Genomic DNA, 21,285 nt, shown 5'->3' with positions numbered 1-21,285 from the left:
ATTATATGGACTTAATCCGTAGAAGGGATCTACGCGCCCGAACTATGCAGAAATGAAGAAGATGAGTAACGTAGATGGGCTATGCGCCCCAACTACTCAAAAATAAAGCAGGATGGTAACGTAGAAGTTCCCAAAGTCCCCAAACTACGCTTTCCTCAATACCATGCGCCTATAATAAACCATCATAAAGAGTGAATACTAAAAGGTACAATTCACTTTTGTTTCAAAGGAGACCCAATAATAATGAAGAAGTATTATAGTAGATCCATTTTAGCAGTGGTAATCCTAGCTATAATTTATGGATGTAGTAAAAACAATCATCCCAAGGTTAAGCGAGAAGAGGTGAAAGAAACGATGAATCCTTCCGTCTATATCGATCCTGCGGTTGACCTCTCAACCGACCAAACCATTTCGGTTATCATTGAATTTAAAACAAAGCCAGCTAAAGTAGCCGTTATAGAAGCAGAGGCAAAGGGAATTCCTTTCACATTGGAAGAAGCGAAGAAACAGGTAGAAGAAAGTCATTTAATGTTTCAAAAGGAATTGCACCAGATATTAGATAAGAATCAGATCCCCTATACACTACGGCACAAATATACGACAGCCTTAAACGGTGTGTCGATGGAACTACCCGCAAATGAAATCAAAAGGTTGGCAGAATCCTCGTCAGTCATCTCAAAAATATCTCTAAATCGAAAAATCAAACTAGATCCACCACCCACTTTACCTTTTGAACAACTGTGAAAATATAGTTGCGGTATTCTCACGCTAAATACATAAAGGCCTCCTAAAAATGGAAAACTATATAAAAACTAGGAGGTGGTTCATTTTGAAGAAAAGAATCTTAAAGCCGCTTTTTAAGAAACTCAATCCAGAACCACATTTTAGCGAACAGTCCAATACGGAGGATATTGAACTAAAAAAACAAGATATTAGCAGTAATTATGATCAAAATTTAGAGACATTTAAGTCCATTTTCAGTATACCAAAGAATATCGATATCAAGATACGTGAGTTTACTATCCGTTCACTTGATCGTCGTGCTTTTATCATTTTCATAAGTACGATGGTCGATGTACAAAGCATTCAAGAAGGCATTCTGGAAAAATTAATTGGTAACGATCAGCCGTCAGGTAAGATTCAAAATATCACTTCCTACCCAACTGAAAGAACAGCAACAAATATTGGGGAAATTACGGAATTTATTACAGGTGGAGTCACCGCACTCTTTGTAGATGGTGATACTCAATGCTACTTATTTGAAACGACGAAAATTACAGGCCGTTCCATTGAGAAATCCGAAAATGAAGTGATTGTAAAAGGGGCAAAGGAATCTTTTAACGAAAAGGTAATTGATAATATTTCCTTACTTCGTAAAAAGATAAGAAATGAAAACCTTATTGTTGAGGCAAAGGTTATTTCGAAACGATCCAGAAACGATGTATTTTTGGTTTATGAAAAAGACCTAGTAAATGATGAATTGCTTCAGACGATTAAAGATAAGTTAGATTCGCTCGAAACAGATAGGATCCTTGATCTAAGTATTTTAGAGCAATATCTAGAAGAACGACCAAAGTCATTATTTCCATCCATATTATATACAGAACGTCCTGACCGGGCCACCTCCTTCATCGAGGAAGGTCACATCGTTTTATTAATGACAAATTCTCCAAGTTGTCTGGTACTGCCTGCTACCTTTTGGTCAATGTTTCATTCGCCGGAAGATCATTACCTACGCACACCCTATGGTAATTTCATCAGGTTTTTGCGATTTCAAGCTTTGTTTGTCGCCTTGTTTGCATCGCCCTTATATATTGCGATTACAAATTATCATGTAGGAATGATCCCGCCTGATTTGTTAATGGCCATTGCCGGGACAAGGGAACGTGTTCCTTTTCCATCGACCGTTGAAATCTTAATGATGGAAATCGCCTTTGAACTCATTCGAGAAGCGGGACTACGTGTGCCAACCCCTATTGGTCCAACGATTGGGATTGTCGGTGCATTAATTTTAGGACAGGCTGCTGTTCAAGCGAATATTATTAGTCCGATTGTCATCATTGTTATTGCCTTAAGTGGCTTAAGCTCTTTTATTATCAGTGATGTGAGCATGAATTTTGCTATTCGCATCACGCGTTTTTTATTTATTTTAGCGGCAACCTTTATGGGGATTTATGGCGCAGTAGCTCTATTTATACCGGGACTCTTTTATTTAGCTTCATTAAAATCATTTGGCATTCCTTACTTTGCACCCATGACGCCACATTTCATTTCTTCAAAAGACTTAATTATTCGTCATGTTCCTATGAAAGAAAGGTTTCGCCCAGGGTATTTAAATCCAAAGGATACTGTCAAACAAAGAAAGGGATAAAAAACATATGAAGCAGCAACCTGGAAAAATTGGTATCCGTGAATATGTGTCCATCGTAATTTTAATGGTTGGTGCGAAAATAACTGAAGACACACCAACTGCTCTGTTTCAAAAGGTCCAAAACGCAGCATGGATGATCCCAATCATAACGGCCGCAATCTCTTTTATCCCGCTCTTTTTATTAATAAAGACCATGTCGTTGTATCAAAACAAAAATCTATTTTCTGTTATTCAAAAATTACTCGGAAAATATATAGGATTTTTTGTCTGTCTTCTTATATTTATCATTAATTCCTTTTCCATTTCGTTCGATTCAAGAACGTATCCATCGATCATAAAGACGTTTTATTTCAATAGGACACCTATGGTCATCATCTATACCCTCTTAATGGGCGTTTGTGCATATGGAGCGAAGAAGGGAATTCAGCATATCGGATCGGTTGCCTATCTGGTTGTTTACTATGCAGTACTATTCTTGTTTCTTTCGTTCGTATTAAGTACTCAAGATAGCAGTATTCAATCCCTTTTCCCCATTTGGGGTCCTGGAAAACTTGAAATATTGAAGCAAAGCTCACTAAGCCTATCTCTTTTTTCTGAATTTTTTCTGTTTGCCTTGATTATACCGTCTATCGCCACATACAAAGATTTTCGAAAAGGTACGTGGATTGCCTTAGTTTACGTCTGCATCCAATTGAGTGTGGGTTTTATTATTTTCATCTGTATGTTTGATTCATCCTTAAAAGGAACTGGTTATCCATTCCACACAGCGATTCGTTTTATTTCAATTGGAACTTTTTTTCCAAATATCGAAATTATATTTTTCGTCACATGGTTAATGGCGGCATTTATTCGTTTCACAGCATTTTTGTACATAAATGCACTTATGTTCGGTCAGTTATTTAAAATTAAAGACTTTGAATTCCTAATTCCAGCCCTGGCAACGCTTTATTTATTAATTGGATCCATTCCGGAATCACCTTATGATCTCAGTCTCCAACTGAAACCGATTTTAAGAAGTTTTACAGGACCTACATTTTTGATTATTTCGATCACTTTATGGCTGGCTGCACTGCTAAAGGGAGAATTTAAACATGAAAAAAACAGAGGCAGTATGTAGAACATTGTTGTTTTTCGTCATTGTTTGTTTATTGACAGGTTGTTGGGATCGTCAAGAAATTGAAGACAAAGCCTATGTGATCGGACTAGGATTAGATCGCTCTAAAGAGGAAGGGAATATTAAAGTCACTTTGTTACTTGCCAATCCAGAAGTAGGCAGTATGCAAGGTGGTGGTGGGTCAACTGAAAAGCCGCGGGAAATTGTCTCATTTGATGCCAATGATTTCATTGCGGCGAAAGCGACAGGCAATTCCGTCATCTCCCGGGATATTAGTTATGAACTATTAAAAATTATTGTTGTCTCCGAGGAATATGCACAAGACAAAGATTTTATTAAGAAGTTTTACGATGTCTTAAAGGATAAAGACATTCGCTTGGATTGTCATTTAGCCATATCTAAAGAAAAGGCAAGTAAGTATTTTATTAATAATCGGCCGAAAATGGAAACAAGACCACATAAATACTTTCAATTCATGATTAATCACGGAATTGAAAATGGGTTCATCCCCGATTCCACCCTCTTTCGTTTTTTTAAAACATTGGAAAGAGGGACAGATCTCTTTTTGGCGATGTACACAACAGCCGATGAGGAAAAGAATCCTGAAATAAGAAGTGAAGATGAATACATTGCAGGGCAATTGAATGCTAAAGGTGAACTGGATGCTACACAATTTATTGGGTCAGCTGTCTTCAGAAATGGTGTGATGATTGATAAGCTAACCGGTCAAGAAACACGTAATATCAATATTCTAGATGATTCAACGAACATCCAAGATATATTGGTTGATATACCTGATCCTTTTTCGGACGACCAGTTGCAGTTTGCAGCAAGAATCATGAAAACAGAAAATAATAAAGTGAAGATGGACTTAAAGGGTCAAAAGCCAAAAATTTTTATAACCATCCCTTTAAAGATAGAAATTATCTCAAACCCGTCAATGGTCAACTATACAGAGAAAAAAAATCAACAAATAGTAAAAAAACATATAGCCGCTCATATAAAAACAATTAACGAAAAATTGTTAAAAAAAACACAAACAAAATTTAAAGGTGTACCCTATCCATTATCCATGTATGCCCGAAAATACTTTGGAACGATTCAGGAATATAAAAAATTCAATTGGGGAAAATCATATCAGAAAGCGGACATTCATGTGAAAGTAGATGTTGAAATTGTTGATTATGGTAAAAGAACAAAAAAACCTCCAAAGGTGGGGGCGTAGTTGGGAATATTTATCAACGTTAGTCTGTTTTTAATTATTGTTTATACCATGGGATTTGGCGTTTCCTTGTGGAAGGAAAAACAAAGAATAGGTGCAATGGCTATTTTTTTTCTTTCTCTTTGCTTGATCATCCTGCCTTTCTTCTCAATCCTTTAAGACTAATTTCAATCGGCAAACACCGAGGGCTGATATTCAGTCCTTTTTTATTGCGATAGAGTAACATATAATTAGTTTGTTGTTTGGATAAAGAAACTGAAAATTAGTGTTTCTCAAAAAAATAAATGGCTTTAATCAATCGTGTATTTTGAATTATTTAAGTATAATTCCCCAGAAAGTTGATCTATAATGGAATAATACAATTAAAATAATTGATACTTAATTTATGCATTATACAAACGAGGTGTAAACTATTGATGATTGCGGATCAAATATTAGTGAAAAAAATGAACCAAAAGGTATTATTGAATGAAATTGTTTCTAATTCTCCGATCTCGAGAGCGAGATTATCTGAAATAACAGGTTTAAATAAATCGACCGTATCTTCCCAAGTAAATACTTTAATAGAAAAGAAGCTTATTTTTGAAATCGGACAAGGGCAATCCAGCGGCGGGAGAAAGCCTGTGATGCTTGTTTTTAATAAAAATGCCGGTTACTCAATCGGCATTGATATCGGCGTTGACTCTATGAATGGAATTCTAACAGATTTAAAAGGAAACATTGTCGTAGATCAATATCATCAATTGGAGAAACCATCATTTGATCGAAACAAAGATGTTTTATTTTCCATGATTAAGGAACTTAGTAATCAAATCCCTGAATCTCCTTATGGTTTAATTGGCATCGGGATATGTGTTCCAGGTCTTGTAAGTACAGAGCAAAAGGTCATTTTTACTCCTAACGTCGACTGGAATTATCAACTTGACTTAAAAGCTGACATCGAAAAGGAATTTCAAGTACCCGTCTTTATTGAAAATGAAGCCAATGCTGGTGCCTATGGGGAAAAAGTCTTTGGTGCAGCTAAAAATTACGAAAACTTAATTTACGTGAGTGTCGGGACTGGAATCGGGATTGGAATTGTCATTAATCATGATATTTATCGAGGGGTCAACGGGATCGCTGGTGAAATGGGCCATTTAACCATCGACTATAATGGACTCAAATGCAGTTGCGGCAATAAAGGGTGCTGGGAACTATACGCATCTGAAAAAGCATTACTCCACACTTTTCAGCAAACCAATCGTTTCAATTCCAGTCAGGAACTAATCCATCTGGCCAACCAAAATGATCCAGATATATTAATGGCGTTACAAAATTTCGGCTTTTACCTTGGAATTGGATTGACAAGTATCTTAAATACATTTAACCCACAAGCAGTTATTATCCGGAATGACATTGTTGAAGCTCTGCCTATGGTTATGAACTCAATTAGAAATTCTATTTCATCGAGGAGTAATGACCAGTTTAGCAACAGTCAGGAACTATTTCTCTCTTCCTTAGGAAAAAATGCTCCTGCCTTAGGGACGTCTTCGATTGTTATTGAACATTTCTTAGAAATGTTTACATCTTAAATCATGTGTATGCTGAAAGGTGGCGTGCGGTTTGAAAAAAACGATTTATATTACGAGAAAACTACCAGGGGAAATTGTCGATAAACTCTCAAGTCAATTTCTTGTAAAGATGTGGTCTGAAGAAAATGTACCTGTTCCAAGGGATGTGTTATTTAAAGAAATAGAAGAGGTAGACGGTCTGATCTGTCTATTAACAGAAAAGATAGATGAAGAGGTTCTAAGTAAAGCGAAACAGTTAAAGGTCATTAGTAATATTGCAGTGGGCTATAATAATATCGATATTCAAACGGCAACAGAGGAGGGAATGATCGTAACTAACACACCTGGCGTATTAACCGAAACGACAGCAGATTTAACGTTCACTCTACTAATGTCAGCAGCCAGAAGAGTCGTGGAGGGGTCGGATTATTTACGCAGTGGAAAATGGGGCGCCTGGTCCCTTATGCAAATGACTGGACAAGATATATATGGGGCCACCTTAGGAATTATTGGATTAGGCAGAATTGGCGAGGCCCTCGTTAAGCGGGCTAAGGGGTTCGATATGAACGTTCTTTATCATAATCGGACACGGAAACTGGAAAAAGAAGAACAGCTAGGGATTCATTACAGAGAAATGAAGGACTTGTTGCAGCAATCAGATTTTGTTTGCCTGCTGCTGCCGTACAGTCCTGAAGTTCACCACTTGATCGGTAAAGAAGAATTGTCACTCATGAAAAAAGATGCGATTCTGATCAATACCGCAAGAGGGGGAATTGTTGATGAAGAAGCATTATATCATTCATTAAAAAATGGAGAGATTTGGGGAGCCGGGCTGGATGTATTTGAACAAGAACCCGTATCATTGGATCACCCCTTATTGTCCTTGCCAAATGTGGTAACACTCCCGCACATTGGAAGTGCAAGTGTGAAAACAAGAATGAAGATGGCACATTTAGCAGCCGATAATATGTTAAGTGTATTAACAGGCGGCGGTGCCCTTACCCCAGTTAATTCTAAAAAGTAAAATACGATACTTTTCTGAAATATTTGTTAAGAAGAATGAAAGTCGTAAGAGGTGTCAATATTATTTTTCTTTATAATTATTGGTAATTGTTCCGTTATTTAGTAGGTGGCGCAAAGAGAACCGTTTTTTCTTGATAGAGACAGAGACTTAGAGTATCAGGAGTTAGCGTGATATGAAGTTTCTAATAGAATCGACCATGCATTTCTATTGTAAAATCCTTCCTCAAATATGACAAAAATCATATGCTACGATGAATTTGTGGAAAAACGGCAAATTGTCGAAATAGGAGGAAGAATCAATGATGAAGAAAAAAGCAATTCTTACTGTTGCAGCTGCAGCGGCATTAATGATGTCAAATCCGGTTTTAAATAAAGCCCATGCGGCCACTAATAGCCCGTCGGTACAGGAAAAGGTCTATGTATACCAAGGGTCAAATATAAATGAGATTAATAGTGTCATTGAGAAATATCTTGCTAGTTTAGGATTTACATTTTCACAAAATGCTGTAAAGCAGCCAACTCAGTCTCAACCGAATCAAACGATCGAAAAACAAGAGCCTGCCCAAACTGCTCCACAGCCTGTACAGCAGCAACCGTCACCTGTGACGAATACAGCCCAAACTACTAGTACCTTAAGTACTTATGAGCAAAAAGTAGTTGATTTAACCAATCAAGAACGAGCTAAAAATGGCTTACCGGCCCTTAAAGTGGATGGAACACTTAGCAAAATGGCACATGAAAAATCACATGATATGTCTGCAAATGGCTACTTTAGCCATACAAGCCCAACATACGGTTCACCATTTGATATGATGAAAAAGTATGGGATTACCTATCGTTATGCAGGTGAAAATATTGCCATGGGACAGCGAACCCCTGAAGAAGTCGTCAAAGCTTGGATGAATAGTGAAGGACACCGTAAGAATATACTCAGCCCGAACTACAATTATATTGGGGTAGGGTATGTCGCGCAAGGGAACTATTGGACACAGGAATTTATCGGTAAATAATAAGTGCTTGAAGCTTGGGGATGAATTGTCCTCAGGCTTTTTTTCATGACATAGAAAAACAAATACATAAATATTAATAGGAGGTGTAAGTGATTATTCTTCGATTCTAAAAGGGGGTGCTGAAAATAACGGAACCGTGCGGTATGGAGCGAACTAAAAATCGATATATCAAGTCAACTTTTCAAGCACTAGTTCAGGCGATTATTCCCCCCCATTATAGATATATAAATTCAATAGGAACTGTTCAAGTGGCAGGCGCACTGGAATTAGATGTTTATGAATATATCATTTGGATATTGGATCATTCCATTGCTCTCCCGGTTAAATCGCAATTAAATTTGGCAGATGGCAGGTCTATGTCGAAAGCTACTGCTGAATTACTAGACGCAGGCGCCGCTCAATTAATCCGGACAGGACAGATCCAATATCCACTTAATGTACATACATTCGCTGGTGGAGGTCCATTTTCAGCACTTTCTCCGATAGACAGGTTGAGGGCGATTACCCATATAGAAAAGCTTGAAATTAATCTTGAAACCTTGAGTATCCCATACAAAAATAATCCAGAACTTGTTCGAATTATGATGGATGCACTAAATGAACTCCCTATGTTTGGCCAGTATTCGGAATGGACAGCGTACGGAACCACACGACTATTTCCTCCTGAGTTCAGAAGGGTGGAATATTTTCCACATGGATGGTTCCAGACCCAATATCCAGGTCCGTCTTTTGGATATCGTGATTTTCGTGGATTCTTAGCAATCATTCGGCACAAGAAGGTGAATAATGAATGGCCAAACAGGACGTGATTGTTATTGGTGCTGGCGGCGGTGGAGCCGTGATAGCAAAAGAGCTGGGAGAAATGGGATTAAAGGTTTTGGTTATAGAAGCAGGCCCCTGGTACGGGAACAAAAAGTGGCCTAATCCAAATAGACATCCAGGAGCCGAATCCAGTTCGACACCAGATGATTTGGATGTCCTGCTATATAAACAAATGTTGAACAAGCAGGAAATGAATATGAATGATTTAGTTTCAGGAAGGCTTCGTTGGGGCCCCGCGGATCGCAATCGCCCACAATGGTATCGGCATGCTAATCAGAAGGGCGTCATTTGGCAATGTTCCGGAGTTGGGGGAACCACACAGACCTATACAGCAAATTGCCCCCGGGCATATCCCAGCACCATAGACAAAGTTTGGCCCCTAACTTATCGGGAACTTATTCCTTATTATGAAAAGGTTGAAGCGACATTACCGGTGAACTTTGCCGCTACTACGGCAAAAGAAGAATTATTTTATTATGGTGCAAGGAAGGCTGGGTGGGATTTAATTCCTATGCTGGATGTGACCGTCCCGGGATATAGGCCGCAGCCTAATGCTATTTTGCCACCTAATGATCACATCAAAAATCCAAACATCTCTGTAGAGGAACTATCTTGGATGGAAGGATGCACACTTTCGGGTCATTGTATCAACGGGTGTCCGCATGGACCTTCTGTAGATAAAATGGCCAAACGCTCCACAAATGTTAGTTATATTCCGCTTGCTTTAAAGACAGGAAATGTTTGTATAAGACCCAATTCCTTTGCTATAAAAATTTTAACAGAAAACACCCCTGCTAAAGGGCTGCATGCTGTTGGAGTGAAAATAAGGGATACCTGGACGGGGGAGCAGGAAGAGCTGAGGGCAGAAATCGTAGTGATGGCGTCGGGATGCATTGAAAGCCCAAGACTCTGGTTAAATTCAGGACTGCCTGAAAATCCTTGGGTTGGAAGAGGATTGGTTAATCATTATATGGATTGGTTATCTGGAATCTTTGATGAAAAGGACTTGATTCCAATACTCGGAACTTCAGCTATTAATCCATTTGTAGGAAATACTTGTGGGGCTAGGCTGGACTATCCTGGATTTGGGACGCTGCAGACAGTTGGGATGAGCCCAGGTTTAACTGCTTCTTTTTATGGGGTGAGTGAGTCCGGATATTCTTTCTTAAACCCGCCTAGTATAGACGATCCCTGGGATATCAAGGGACGTCTTTTTGGATATGATTTAAAAGAAGCCATGGATTCCTACCGTAGAACGTTGAATATTTTAGTAAGTACAGATGATGAAGTCGATCAGCGAAATGGAATTACTCTCGACCCGGTACTGAGTGATGAAAATGGTTCAGTGCCTGTTGTGACCTATCAGCCTGCAAAAGCATCCAGAAGAAAACGAAACCACCTAGTTAAGATAGCGGCAGATTTGTTACGAAAAGCTGGAGCTAAAAAAATAATATGGACAAATTGGCCGGCCGGAATGATGATTCATATGGAAAGTACGATGCGAATGGGTTTTGTTGTTGATCAGAATTGCGAAGCATTTCAAGTAAACAGGTTATATATCGCAGACAACAGCGTCCATTATAATAGTTTAGGCGGAGTCAATCCTACCCTTACGACACAGGCTTTAGCTACCCGTACAGCAGAGAAACTATTTAATAAGTATTTTACTTAGCATGCTTGGAAATCCTACTTTTATATAAATCAAAGTTTGGTGGGATCTTTAAACATGAAATTATTTGACTTAATTCAAGATGTTTTTGAACCATTTATGGACGGCGAAAAAAGACCATTAAATGTCATGGAGGTTTCCAACCTATGGTTTTTTCTATTAGGAACGGAAACGACTATGCGTAATGAGGAAATCGGTTACAATCTTGCTCAAGATCCGGAATTAAAGCAAATTTTAAAGGATATCAGAGAAACCGTTCATATTCCGATTAGAGACGAGCTGAAAGAGTTTCTCATGAATGAAGGGGTCCCATTTCCACAATCAACACCGGAAAAACCGGTTGGAGATTTTAAGAGTATTCCCGAAGGTGCTAAATTAAACGATGAAGAGATGGCTAATTTAATGTCCTACAATCTTGCTATGGGAGTTAATTATGCAGCCAGAGGACTTACTGAATCCATTCGAGCCGATGTTGGTTTAATTTTTTCGAAAATTATCTTGAAAAAGACTACTGCTGGCTTAACGGTAAAACAATATTTGGATCGCCACGAGTGGTTGCGTATTCCGCCTTATTACAAAGCTTAGTTAATCTAGAGTATTAATAAAAAAGTTTTTTTCTAACCTACAAAGATAGTCAATTTGTAGGTTTTTAATATTTTTGAACCTATTGNNATTTATTTATTAATCAATCAATAAATAAATTGATGTTGAAAAGGATGGTAGCAGTAGTGGCAGTCCGAGAAGATAAAAAAGAACTCATAATCGAAAATGCAGTAGGTGTCTTCGCCGAAAGGGGGTATTATAAAGCAACAACGGCAATGGTGGCAAAAGCTGCAGGAGTGACACAGCCCTATGTATTTCATTTTTTTGAAAACAAGGAAGAATTGTTCAAAGCTGTTATTGATCGTGCATTCAGCCGCATTTATGACACTTTTGCAAAAATTCAAGCTCCTGCCGATCGATTAATTGAAACGATGGGGCATGCATTTGAACAAATTATTCAAACACATCGTGATGAGGTATTGATGGTTATGCAGGCATATGCCATATCAGATATCGGGATTCGCGAACACGTTAGAAATTTATTTTTAACCATTTTTGAATCGCTCACTTTAAAATTTGAAAATGCAGGGATTTCAAATGCCAAAGAGATAGCCTCTCAGTTTATTGGCACAGGTTTATTAATTACACTTGCAGAAGTATTAAATTTGCCGCAATTAACACCAGGAAAAGATAATTGTTAAAATGGAGCTTAAACCGCTCTTTTTTATTACAATTCTATTTATTGATTAATAAATAAATATGCATTATTTTTTTGCAAGATTATTTATTGACTGATAAATAAATCGATTGAAAGAAGGGACTATATATGTTTAAGGGAAATCGAAATGAAGTTGAGCAGTCCTATAAGCTTTTTGAAGGAGAAAGAGGTCTAGTCCTTACTGGTATGATCGGATTCCTTCTTTCGGCAGGCATCGCACTTTATATCAATTTTCAAGGACCGATTAAGGCACCGGAAGGCAACTTGAAGGATGCTTTTTCCTTTAATGCCGCAATTGGCGTGTTTATGCTATCGATGGCTGCGATTTTACCGCTTACAAGATTTAAAGCAGGGAAGAGGAAAGCGGTGCGGTGGTCATTTATCATAGCAAGCTTATATTCTTTTACCATTGAAACGGTTCAGAACTTTAGAGGAATTAGCCCTAGATTTACACGTGAAGGAACAGTTGTTGATATGGTGGCTGGAATGTTGTTTGGGGTTGTTTCTTTAGTACTGGTCTTCTTAGCAATTGTCCTTACGATTCATTTTTTACGAATGAAACGTCCTTTTGAACGGCCCTTGCTTATCATGGGGATTCGCTATGCCTTTCTATCTGTTCTGGCAGCTAATTTTGCTGGTCTATGGATGATTGTCCTACAAGACCGCCTAACAGGGGATGGGGGGAATGTCATTGTCCTGCATGGGGTTGGATTTCACGCGCTGCAAACATTAATCTTACCTGCTTGGCTTTTGGAAAAAGCTCAGGTGAGGGATCGTGTAAAAAAACGGCTGATTCATTCTGGGTGTATCGCTTGGATGCTCTCAATACTTTTGATAGGCATCCAAACTGCATTAGGGCGTACAGTATTTGAACTGACTCCATTACCCATCCTCGGAATCCTGTCAGTACTCGTTTGGTTTGGAACGTTAACCATCGCATATGTATTTTGGATAAAGCAAAGGAAGGCTAACTTGTTATCCTCAAATCTGCTTCCCTTAATGAAAGGAAAGTAAGTAATGAATATCCTGTTTTACCCTCTTGTCCAAAGTGGTTTTAACTACAGTTAAGGGAGCATCATTTTTATTTGGTGCTCTTTCCTGAGTATCGGCTCCGCCTACGCCAAATACCATGATAGCCACGCATGCTATCCCCTCTAATATGTACTATACCGCTAGATTATTAATAAAATATGAACTAGATGTTAATCATCCATTAATTTATTGACTGTTAAACTAATCAAACGTCTGATTGAATCGCCAGAACCATTGATTTTCCTGAATTAGAGAAACTAACCAAACGTTTGATTAGAAAAATTAACTTCCTATATTAAAGGAATCCATATTTCCGAGTAGTAATCAGCGCTCCAAGGATCACCAGCGGAATAGACTTCTAAATCTGGCGTCCCTGCATGCTTGTAATGGCTGGAGGGGAACCATTCGGTGTATATTTGTTTCCACACTTTTTGAATAGCATCAGGCATTGCACCGTGCACTTCAAATACCGCCCACTTTGAAGCGGGTATCTCGAGATTCATTAAGCCATCGGGAGTGGCACCAGTATGTTCCGTAGCAATCCAGTAATCTATTAATTGTGTCTGCGTGCTTCGTTTATCGACACATACTCCAAGGACGCCGTTAATGTCCCCGTTATTCAACTTGAATAATAAATCATTGGTTCCATCTTGATGAACATCAGTCCACATTTTGGGGATCTCTGTCAAATTCTCTCCATTGGCACATGAAAAAACCCGCTTGATGCCGACTACTTGAAAACATTCTCTTTCGATTATTTTATATTTCATAGATTCGGCTCCTTTCAATGGTGGATATCCATAGTATAACAACTATACATTATGAATTCCTGTCAAATTCAAACCTTTAAATTAGGAAAAAGCTCTTTTTATAAATTGGCTCTGTTATAACTGAATGTTGATTTCACTGTGTTTAAAAAATAAACGGAAAAATTCCCTTTATATTGGGAAATACCCATATTTCCTTAAAAATAAAGGAAGTTTTTCCGTTTATATTATCCAAATCCTTGGATTTTGTCTTATTTAAAGCAGTTAATCGGAATTTCTCCGCTTATATCTACTTCTTAAGCCTCCTCTATATACATTAGCCGGAAATTCTCCGCCTATGAATTATCATACCTACACGAAAATCAATAATGAATAATAAAAAGTGAACGAAAGATATTCTTCAAAGGCGAATAGAATGATAGAATTCTATAAAGCTTTAATCATGATAAGGATTCAGGGAATACTTAGCAAAATGGATAAGTTAATTCTAAATACAAAGGTGATGGGGATGTTTTTTCTATTCTTAACGGCAATGATTATATGTTTTGTCGTGGGTACCACTTTATTGGTAAAAGGAACGATAACAGTCGGTGTGATTGCAATTGGTGCAGGAATCGTACTATTGCTGTTTATTTTGATTTATTATGGGAAAAAGAAGCATAGAAAAAAGAAATATGATTGGACTCCCGATTGCGATTGTATCCCTGACTTTGACTGTGGGCCAGATTGTGATTGCGGACCGGATTGTAATTAATCTAATGAGATGGCTAGATATCGTTCCATGTCATCGGATGAAGTCTCGGAGTATAACCTTAAAGGGATATACTCTCCCTTTATGTGCAAGGTGCACGGGAATCTTGGCAGGCTATTTACTTTTCCCGCTTTTGTTGATAGCAGGAATACATTTTTCATTATTGCTCGGGCTCCTTTTAAATGTTCCGATGGTTATTGATGGGTGGACTCAGAAAAGGAAGTATCGGATGAGTAATAATATCTTGAGAGTTACGACTGGTATTTTGAGTGGTTTTGGGCAAAGTATCGTTATCGTAACAGGCAGTGATTTAATAATAACCAGGCTTTTAGGTGGATAAAACTAACTTCTTGTTATTAATTTGGGCTGCCAATGTGGCAGCCCTTTTTGCCTTTATTTTCGGTTAAATTATGTTCGAAAAATCTGATTAACCACTCCATTACCTTCTGAGACCTCTACCTCCGCAAATGCTCCATTGATAAAGGTGATTTGTGGTGGAAGGTGCCCGCAATCAATATCATAAATAACGGGTATTTTAAGCTCATCAGCAAGGTCTTGATAAACATCTTCCACTGTATAGTTTTCAACGGGCTTATTGGCTTCACTCCGTCCAAACATTAGGCCAGAACAGTTTTCAAACCAACCAGCTAATTTCATTTGGACCAAGGATCTTCGCAAGTCAGCAGTATTCATTTCACAATTCTCTAAATACCAAATAACAGGCTCTCCGTTTATATGTTTTTTTCTAAAAGCATCTACATCACCGAATGGTGTCCCGATTAGATGTCTGATAATGTCTATACATCCACCGAGCAATCGACCTTGGATTTTAACAGGTTGGTTCCCGACAACTTTCCAAACAGTCTTTTCGGTTAAATGAAAGACACAGGGTGAGGGATTCGAATGCTGCCATTCCTTTTGATAATGTTCAGAGGAATGCTGAATAATAGCTTCTCCCGAGTTCGTTGCTAACACAGACTCCCACATGGCGGTCGTTTCATCCATTAATTCTCCTCTTAAATCTACGAGATTTGTCCCATGAGCGGTAGCGATACCTGTTTTCAAGGTAATCGCAAGCAAAAGCACGCTAACATCTGAATAGCCTAAAACCCACTTCTTATTAATATTTTCAAAGTCTATATGTTCGAGAATCTCGATTAACAATTCCCCGCCCCAAGGTGGAATGATAATGTCAATGGCGCTGTTCCCCATCATTGAATTAAATTCAGCTGCACGGATTAAAGCTGGAGCTGATTTAGCCTTGTCTTGAGTCCAACTTGTTTCTCCACAGACCACAGTGAATCCTCTTTGCTCCATCCGGCTGCATGCTTGTTTAATGACTTCATTTAATGGTGCAGGTACACCAGAAGAAGGTGCGGTTACTCCAATGGCAGCTCCCTTTTTTAACTTCGGATAGGTAATCATAATAAAAATCCCCCAAAAATACTTTTACATGATTTTACCAAAAATTAAGGAAACTTCACTAGATTTTTTTAGTAATGCACCATTCTTATAGACTGATTCAGAGAAAAAAAGAAGGACAGGTCGTTATAAACCGTTCTTATAGACCTCTCCAGTGAAATATAAGCACATCCGGTCCTTATAAGTACAACAACTCTCCCCCTTTTTTTATCTGTAAGGCATTTGTATAAGAATAGTCAATCAACATCTTTAAAATATAAAATTCATTTTTTTGTCAAATTACTACTAGCCATTTGAAGATGAAAACGCTATAATTAAATTATGAAACATCGTACCACGATGTGGAACAAAATTATCCGAGATAAAACCATTAAATATAAGGAAGTGGATACTGTGGAAACAAGGTACTCAACACACCCAGACCATGCAAAAACATTTACAACCGAGGAACTTCGCAAACACTATCTAATTGAAGAATTATTTGTGCCAGGCGAAACCAAACTCGTGTATACGATGGAAGACCGTGCCATTGTTGGTGGCATCACGCCAATGGGAGAGACGATTTCTTTAAAAGGATATGACCAAATCAAAGCCGATTACTTTTTAGAGCGCAGAGAAGTTGGCATTTTCAATATTGGGGGAAGCGGGAAGATTACCGTTGATGGCGAGACATATGAAATGGAAAACAAAGATTGCTTATATGTTGGATTAGGAAAGAAAGAGTTACTTTTCACGAGTGAATCCACTGTAAGTCCAGCAAAGTATTATTTATTCTCTGCACCAGCACATAAAGAGTATCCAGTTCAACACGTAGCCTTTAAGGATATTGAAGGTGATCGATTAGGGTCACTTGAAAATGCCAATGATCGAGTGATTCGCCGCATGATACATAATGAGGGAATCCAAAGCTGCCAGGTTGTAATGGGCTTGACGCAATTAAATACGGGAAGCGTATGGAATTCGATGCCAACTCATACACATGACCGCAGAATGGAAGTCTACCTATATATTGATTTGGATGAAAATGCAAGAATGTTCCATATGATGGGTGAGCCAACAGAAACACGTCATCTTGTGATGAAGAACGAACAAGCGGTCATTTCACCGCCATGGTCGATTCATTGCGGAAGTGCAACTAGTAATTATACTTTTATCTGGGCAATGGCAGGAGAAAATAAAACCTATAACGATATGGATCAAGTAACCATGGACCAATTGAGATAACTTGTAAACTGCAAAATTAGAAGACATAAAAGAAGAGGTGCTTAGCAAATGAGTTTAAGAGATTTTTCACTAGATTTTTTTACACTAACAGGTAAGGTTGCGATTGTGACAGGAGGAAATACTGGTCTTGGCCAAGGGTATGCAATCGCCTTAGCGAAAGCAGGAGCAGATTTATTTATTGTTTCCCACGATACCAATTGGGATGAAACGAGAGCTCTGATTGAAGAGACTGGACGCACAGTTCACTTTCATCAGGCCGACTTAACGGTAAGGGAAAATATTAAGAATATTGTAGATGAGTGTCTGAAGGTCTATGGAAAAATAGATATTCTCGTGAATAATGCAGGAACCATCCGTCGTACGCCATTACTAGAATACAAACAAGAGGATTGGGATGCGGTTATGGATATTAACCTGAACGCAGTCTACTTTCTAAGTCAAGAGGTTGCTAGAGTCATGGCTAAGCAAGAAAGCGGAAAAATTATCAATATTGGTTCCATGCTGTCCTTCCAAGGTGGAAAATTTATTCCGCCTTACACAGCAAGTAAGCATGGAGTGGCTGGTCTTACAAAAGCATTTGCTAATGAATTAGGCCATTACAATATCCAAATTAATGCGATTGCGCCAGGGTATATTGCTACGGCTAATACAGCGCCAATTCGTGAGGATGAAGTTCGAAATGCGGAAATCCTCTCTCGTATTCCAGCTGGAAGATGGGCTGATCCATCAGACCTTATGGGTGTAGTAGTCTTCTTATCTAGTAAGGCCTCCGATTATATGAATGGCCATATTCTAGCAGTTGACGGTGGTTGGTTAGCCCGTTAATCCGGCAAAGGGAAATAGAGATTCAAGTGTCAAAGGCGGTTTCAATAATAACGCTTACATAATGCCGCCTTTGATTATCAATAGTTGATTTAGGAACATAACACAGCATGTCTCAACTTTTTTACTAAAAAATTACCCATTATTAACCGAAAGGTAAGGTATGCAAATTATGAAAATTATGAAGACGATGGAAAAAATCCCTGGTGGTCTAATGCTGGTTCCATTATTTTTAGGTGCAATTATTCATACACTCGCCCCAAAATCTGGAGAGTATTTTGGTTCATTTACAAATGGGTTAATGACCGGTACGGTTCCAATTCTAGCAGTCTGGTTTTTCTGTATGGGTGCAGGAATCAATATTAAAGCAACAGGTACGGTTTTACGAAAATCAGGAACACTTGTGGTAACTAAGATAGCGGTTGCATGGATTGTTGCCATGGTTGCATCTATGTTTATCCCAGATGGCGGGATTCAAACAGGCTTTTTTGCAGGGTTCTCTGTTCTCGCTTTAATCGCATGCATGGATATGACAAACGGCGGTTTATATGCTTCTATTATGCAGCAGTATGGCAGTAAAGAAGAAGCTGGTGCATTTGTCCTTATGTCACTTGAATCAGGTCCACTAGTGACCATGTTAATTCTTGGTTCAACTGGGTTAGCTGCATTTCAACCGCAAGCATTCGTAGGCGCTGTCTTACCTTTCTTAGTAGGGTTTATTCTTGGTAACTTGGATAAAGATTTCCGTGAATTTTTCAGTAAAGCTACACATACCATGATTCCATTCTTTGGATTTGCTCTTGGTAACTCGATTGATCTGACGGTAATTGCGAAGACTGGTCTTGCAGGTATTTTATTGGGTCTTCTTGTAATCGCTATCACTGGTATTCCATTGATGCTGGCTGATAAGTTTATCGGTGGCGGAAACGGTACAGCAGGACTTGCAGCATCAAGTACAGCAGGGGCTGCAGTGGCCAATCCAATGATCATTGCCACGATGAAACCTGAATTTCTTCCAGTTGCGCAATCGGCAACGGCTTTATGTGCCGCATCTGTGATCGTCACATCGATATTAGTTCCGATTTTAACTGCCTATTGGTCACAATATATGAAAAAGAAAAACAAAGGATCAGTTGTGCCGGACGGAAGCAAAGCAACGGCTTGATAAATAAATCAAGGGGGACATATTCAGCGTATGTCTCTCTTTCGATTAAGGAGAGAATCGAATGAGTAGAATTATGACTGTAGGAGAACCAATGGCTCTCTTTGTAGCCAACCAAGAGGGTTCCTTAGAAAAGGTTGAGCAATTTGATCGTTTTGTTGCTGGGGCGGAGGTCAATTTTTCCATTGGGATGTCACGCTTGGGGCATGAAGTTACCTATATTACCCAACTAGGAATGGACCCTTTTGGCAAAAATATCGAAACGTTTCTTAGGCAGAATGCCATTGATACGACATATGTGACGTATAATGCAAACTATTTAACAGGAATGCAGTGGAAGGAAAAGGTCGTAAGCGGTGATCCAGAAGTGTTTTCAGCCCGTAAAAATTCGGCAGCTTCACATATGGACGTGGAAACCATCGCTCATTTGAACTGGGATGGATTTGACCACATTCATTTAACGGGTATTCCACCAGCATTATCCGCAGGGTGTCGTGAGATGGTATACGAACTCATGAAAGTGGCTCGTGAACGCGGCGTGCAAATTTCGTATGATCCTAACTTGCGTCCGGGCCTTTGGGCAGACAAACAAGAAATGGTTCAGATCATTAATGACCTGGCCTGCCGAGCAGACATTGTTCTTCCAGGCATTGAGGAAGGGAAACTGTTAACGGGTAAAGAAGACGTACATGAGATTGCTGCTTATTATCACGCTGCTGGTGTAAAAACTGTTGTAATTAAGCTCGGGGCAGCGGGGGCGTTCACAAGTTCACAAGGTGAGCAATTCTACACCGAGGGATTCCCAGTAAAGAAAGTTGTTGATACGGTAGGTGCTGGTGACGGATTTGCTGTTGGAGTGGTCAGTGGGATATTAGAAGGTTTACCATTGAAGGAAGCGGTAAAACGCGGAACAGCTATCGGTGCCCTTGCAGTGATGTCTCCCGGAGATAACGACGGATTACCTAATCGAGCCAACTTAGAAGTTTTTATTGAAGAATCATTGGAGAAGCGTTAATTGTAGAAATGAAAAAAGGTAAAGAAGACCGCTTTATCTGGTTTTCTTTACCTTTAAATTATCTTGTTTAAGAACCTGTATAGCCAAGGTTTCTTGAAATGGCGATACTATACTGTTTCATTTTGTCTATTAATGTATGGTTGATTAGATCCATCGTTACTCGATTATTAGGTCCAGAAATACTAAAACTGGCAACAATCTTGCCTTTATGATCGTAAATAGGTGATGCAATACATCTTAATACTTCTTCATTCTCGGCATTGTCTAAGGCATAACCTTGGAGTTTCACCATTTCAATTTCTTTGATGAGTTCTTCTTTAGATGTAATCGTTGTAGGTGTTTTTGGAATAAAGGTAATATTTGAAACGATGTCTTCAAATTTGTCCGGACTCATATCGGAAAGTAATATTTTTCCAACAGCGGTGCGGTACATGGGGGCTCTGCTTCCAATGCGCGAATACATCCGAATGGTTTGATTGCTTTCAATTTTATCAATATAAATCACTTCGCCGCGGTCTTCTATGCATAAATGAACGGTTTCATTCACTTCTTGTACTAATTTTTCTAAAAATGGCTTTGCAATCGTGACAATGTTCGATTGATTTAAAAGGTTTCTAGAAAGAAAGAGGACTTGTAAGCCAAGTTTATATTTGTCGGTTTCTTCATCTTTCACAACATAATTCATATTTGATAGTGTAGATAATAATCGATGAAGGGTACCTTTTGTCAGTCCAACCTGCTCCGCTAGCCGCGTAATCTGGATGCCGTCGGGATATTCAGAAAGCTTGTTTAATATGGTAAGAGCTCTTTCAAGGGATTGAACATTAGACATGATTTCTACCTCTTTTAAGTGTTTTTCAGTTCATATTTTTGGAACGCTGTTCTATTATATGATACGATAAGAGTATGATTTTGTAAATTTAAATAAGAACAATGAAAACTAATTGAAAATATTTTTGTGAAAAGAAAATAAGTAGAAAGAAAGTGACTGTGATGATGAAAAAAATCAGTATCTTAACGAAAATTGCGGAATGTGGTGTGGTTGCTG

The 21,285-nt window shown here is 38.6% G+C and carries 22 protein-coding genes; 18 read left to right on the top strand and 4 right to left on the bottom strand.

Annotated elements, in window-relative coordinates:
• The first annotated feature begins 243 nt into the window (after positions 1-243).
• The 12 genes from V7659_RS11915 to V7659_RS11860 all read left to right on the top strand — a co-directional run bounded on the left by V7659_RS11915 (position 244) and on the right by V7659_RS11860 (position 13,056).
• Complete coding sequence (locus V7659_RS11915; RefSeq protein ID WP_335540202.1) at positions 244-744, top strand: protease inhibitor I9 family protein; 501 nt, start codon at positions 244-246, stop codon at positions 742-744.
• A gap of 85 nt (positions 745-829) precedes the next feature.
• The gene (locus V7659_RS11910) at positions 830-2,371 is read left to right on the top strand and encodes a spore germination protein (RefSeq protein ID WP_335540201.1); all 1,542 of its coding nucleotides are present in this window, start codon (positions 830-832) and stop codon (positions 2,369-2,371) included.
• A 7-nt stretch (positions 2,372-2,378) separates the two neighbouring features.
• Complete coding sequence (locus V7659_RS11905; RefSeq protein ID WP_335540200.1) at positions 2,379-3,488, top strand: GerAB/ArcD/ProY family transporter; 1,110 nt, start codon at positions 2,379-2,381, stop codon at positions 3,486-3,488.
• Entirely contained in the window at positions 3,463-4,710 is a 1,248-nt protein-coding gene (locus V7659_RS11900) for a Ger(x)C family spore germination protein (RefSeq protein ID WP_335540199.1), read from the top strand. Before V7659_RS11905 ends, V7659_RS11900 begins: the two co-directional genes overlap by 26 nt.
• 413 nt (positions 4,711-5,123) lie before the next feature.
• Positions 5,124-6,278, top strand: coding sequence for an ROK family protein (locus tag V7659_RS11895; RefSeq protein WP_420491255.1), 1,155 nt, complete (start codon positions 5,124-5,126; stop codon positions 6,276-6,278).
• Positions 6,279-6,309: 31 nt separating this feature from the next.
• On the top strand, positions 6,310-7,281 hold the full coding sequence (locus tag V7659_RS11890; RefSeq protein ID WP_335540197.1) for a 2-hydroxyacid dehydrogenase: 972 nt from the start codon (positions 6,310-6,312) through the stop codon (positions 7,279-7,281).
• Between the two features lie 301 nt (positions 7,282-7,582).
• Positions 7,583-8,290 carry a CAP domain-containing protein gene (locus V7659_RS11885; RefSeq protein ID WP_335540203.1) on the top strand — a complete coding sequence of 236 codons (708 nt, stop codon included), beginning with the start codon at positions 7,583-7,585 and terminating at the stop codon, positions 8,288-8,290.
• A gap of 143 nt (positions 8,291-8,433) precedes the next feature.
• Positions 8,434-9,099 carry a hypothetical protein gene (locus V7659_RS11880; protein WP_335540196.1) on the top strand — a complete coding sequence of 222 codons (666 nt, stop codon included), beginning with the start codon at positions 8,434-8,436 and terminating at the stop codon, positions 9,097-9,099.
• Complete coding sequence (locus V7659_RS11875) at positions 9,081-10,784, top strand: GMC family oxidoreductase N-terminal domain-containing protein (RefSeq protein WP_335540195.1); 1,704 nt, start codon at positions 9,081-9,083, stop codon at positions 10,782-10,784. The genes V7659_RS11880 and V7659_RS11875 overlap by 19 nt, the downstream gene beginning before the upstream one ends.
• A gap of 54 nt (positions 10,785-10,838) precedes the next feature.
• Positions 10,839-11,366, top strand: a complete 528-nt coding sequence (locus V7659_RS11870) for a DUF3231 family protein (RefSeq protein ID WP_335540194.1) — start codon at positions 10,839-10,841, stop codon at positions 11,364-11,366.
• 143 nt (positions 11,367-11,509) lie between these two features.
• Positions 11,510-12,025, top strand: coding sequence for a TetR/AcrR family transcriptional regulator (locus V7659_RS11865; protein WP_335540193.1), 516 nt, complete (start codon positions 11,510-11,512; stop codon positions 12,023-12,025).
• A 125-nt stretch (positions 12,026-12,150) separates the two neighbouring features.
• On the top strand, positions 12,151-13,056 hold the full coding sequence (locus V7659_RS11860) for a hypothetical protein (RefSeq protein ID WP_335540192.1): 906 nt from the start codon (positions 12,151-12,153) through the stop codon (positions 13,054-13,056).
• On the opposite strand, the gene V7659_RS11855 is transcribed toward V7659_RS11860, so the two are convergent.
• Both V7659_RS11855 and V7659_RS11850 read right to left on the bottom strand, forming a co-directional pair.
• A complete protein-coding gene (locus tag V7659_RS11855; RefSeq protein WP_335540191.1) occupies positions 13,039-13,182 on the bottom strand; it encodes a hypothetical protein in 144 nt (47 codons plus the stop codon). The two genes, V7659_RS11860 and V7659_RS11855, sit on opposite strands and share 18 nt — an antisense overlap.
• Before the next feature lie 182 nt (positions 13,183-13,364).
• On the bottom strand, positions 13,365-13,844 hold the full coding sequence (locus V7659_RS11850) for a GyrI-like domain-containing protein (protein WP_335540190.1): 480 nt from the start codon (positions 13,842-13,844) through the stop codon (positions 13,365-13,367).
• Positions 13,845-14,313: 469 nt separating this feature from the next.
• On the opposite strand from V7659_RS11850, the gene V7659_RS11845 reads away from it, so the two are divergent.
• Both V7659_RS11845 and V7659_RS11840 read left to right on the top strand, forming a co-directional pair.
• The gene (locus V7659_RS11845; RefSeq protein ID WP_335540204.1) at positions 14,314-14,595 is read left to right on the top strand and encodes a hypothetical protein; all 282 of its coding nucleotides are present in this window, start codon (positions 14,314-14,316) and stop codon (positions 14,593-14,595) included.
• A complete protein-coding gene (locus tag V7659_RS11840) occupies positions 14,486-14,932 on the top strand; it encodes a DUF2085 domain-containing protein (RefSeq protein WP_335540189.1) in 447 nt (148 codons plus the stop codon). Before V7659_RS11845 ends, V7659_RS11840 begins: the two co-directional genes overlap by 110 nt.
• Positions 14,933-15,000: 68 nt before the next feature.
• Here V7659_RS11840 and V7659_RS11835 read toward each other — a convergent pair whose 3' ends face one another.
• Positions 15,001-16,017, bottom strand: coding sequence for a S66 family peptidase (locus V7659_RS11835; protein ID WP_335540188.1), 1,017 nt, complete (start codon positions 16,015-16,017; stop codon positions 15,001-15,003).
• A 390-nt stretch (positions 16,018-16,407) separates the two neighbouring features.
• Here V7659_RS11835 and kduI point away from each other — a divergent pair, with 390 nt between their 5' ends.
• The 4 genes from kduI to V7659_RS11815 all read left to right on the top strand — a co-directional run bounded on the left by kduI (position 16,408) and on the right by V7659_RS11815 (position 20,237).
• Entirely contained in the window at positions 16,408-17,238 is an 831-nt protein-coding gene (kduI, locus tag V7659_RS11830) for a 5-dehydro-4-deoxy-D-glucuronate isomerase (RefSeq protein WP_335540187.1), read from the top strand.
• A gap of 48 nt (positions 17,239-17,286) precedes the next feature.
• Positions 17,287-18,063: a 2-dehydro-3-deoxy-D-gluconate 5-dehydrogenase KduD gene (gene kduD, locus V7659_RS11825; RefSeq protein WP_335540186.1), complete on the top strand. Its 777-nt coding sequence runs from the start codon at positions 17,287-17,289 to the stop codon at positions 18,061-18,063.
• 169 nt (positions 18,064-18,232) lie between these two features.
• Entirely contained in the window at positions 18,233-19,225 is a 993-nt protein-coding gene (gene kdgT, locus V7659_RS11820) for a 2-keto-3-deoxygluconate transporter (RefSeq protein ID WP_335540185.1), read from the top strand.
• A gap of 61 nt (positions 19,226-19,286) precedes the next feature.
• The gene (locus V7659_RS11815; RefSeq protein WP_335540184.1) at positions 19,287-20,237 is read left to right on the top strand and encodes a sugar kinase; all 951 of its coding nucleotides are present in this window, start codon (positions 19,287-19,289) and stop codon (positions 20,235-20,237) included.
• A 67-nt stretch (positions 20,238-20,304) separates the two neighbouring features.
• On the opposite strand, the gene V7659_RS11810 is transcribed toward V7659_RS11815, so the two are convergent.
• Positions 20,305-21,069, bottom strand: coding sequence for an IclR family transcriptional regulator (locus tag V7659_RS11810; protein WP_335540183.1), 765 nt, complete (start codon positions 21,067-21,069; stop codon positions 20,305-20,307).
• Between the last annotated feature and the right edge of the window lie 216 nt (positions 21,070-21,285).

The organism is Neobacillus drentensis (assembly GCF_036966985.1).
Classification (GTDB): Bacteria; Bacillota; Bacilli; order Bacillales; family Cytobacillaceae; genus Neobacillus; species Neobacillus drentensis_E.
Note: the sequence above shows the minus strand (reverse complement) of the source record. Positions and strands in the feature narration are given on the sequence as shown.

What these genes read in the sequence shown, in the direction of transcription:
- V7659_RS11905 (WP_335540200.1), top strand. Translation starts at nt 2,379, where the DNA reads ATGAAGCAGCAACCTGGAAAAATTGGTATCCGTGAATATGTGTCCATC.
- V7659_RS11875 (WP_335540195.1), top strand. Translation starts at nt 9,081, where the DNA reads ATGGCCAAACAGGACGTGATTGTTATTGGTGCTGGCGGCGGTGGAGCC.
- V7659_RS11860 (WP_335540192.1), top strand. Translation starts at nt 12,151, where the DNA reads ATGTTTAAGGGAAATCGAAATGAAGTTGAGCAGTCCTATAAGCTTTTT.
- V7659_RS11895 (WP_420491255.1), top strand. Translation starts at nt 5,124, where the DNA reads ATGATTGCGGATCAAATATTAGTGAAAAAAATGAACCAAAAGGTATTA.
- V7659_RS11810 (WP_335540183.1), bottom strand. Translation starts at nt 21,069, where the DNA reads ATGTCTAATGTTCAATCCCTTGAAAGAGCTCTTACCATATTAAACAAG.
- V7659_RS11870 (WP_335540194.1), top strand. Translation starts at nt 10,839, where the DNA reads ATGAAATTATTTGACTTAATTCAAGATGTTTTTGAACCATTTATGGAC.
- V7659_RS11900 (WP_335540199.1), top strand. Translation starts at nt 3,463, where the DNA reads ATGAAAAAAACAGAGGCAGTATGTAGAACATTGTTGTTTTTCGTCATT.
- V7659_RS11835 (WP_335540188.1), bottom strand. Translation starts at nt 16,017, where the DNA reads ATGATTACCTATCCGAAGTTAAAAAAGGGAGCTGCCATTGGAGTAACC.
- V7659_RS11840 (WP_335540189.1), top strand. Translation starts at nt 14,486, where the DNA reads ATGGGAAAAAGAAGCATAGAAAAAAGAAATATGATTGGACTCCCGATT.
- V7659_RS11815 (WP_335540184.1), top strand. Translation starts at nt 19,287, where the DNA reads ATGAGTAGAATTATGACTGTAGGAGAACCAATGGCTCTCTTTGTAGCC.
- V7659_RS11915 (WP_335540202.1), top strand. Translation starts at nt 244, where the DNA reads ATGAAGAAGTATTATAGTAGATCCATTTTAGCAGTGGTAATCCTAGCT.
- V7659_RS11845 (WP_335540204.1), top strand. Translation starts at nt 14,314, where the DNA reads ATGGATAAGTTAATTCTAAATACAAAGGTGATGGGGATGTTTTTTCTA.
- V7659_RS11880 (WP_335540196.1), top strand. Translation starts at nt 8,434, where the DNA reads ATGGAGCGAACTAAAAATCGATATATCAAGTCAACTTTTCAAGCACTA.
- kdgT (WP_335540185.1), top strand. Translation starts at nt 18,233, where the DNA reads ATGAAAATTATGAAGACGATGGAAAAAATCCCTGGTGGTCTAATGCTG.
- V7659_RS11885 (WP_335540203.1), top strand. Translation starts at nt 7,583, where the DNA reads ATGAAGAAAAAAGCAATTCTTACTGTTGCAGCTGCAGCGGCATTAATG.
- V7659_RS11850 (WP_335540190.1), bottom strand. Translation starts at nt 13,844, where the DNA reads ATGAAATATAAAATAATCGAAAGAGAATGTTTTCAAGTAGTCGGCATC.
- kduD (WP_335540186.1), top strand. Translation starts at nt 17,287, where the DNA reads ATGAGTTTAAGAGATTTTTCACTAGATTTTTTTACACTAACAGGTAAG.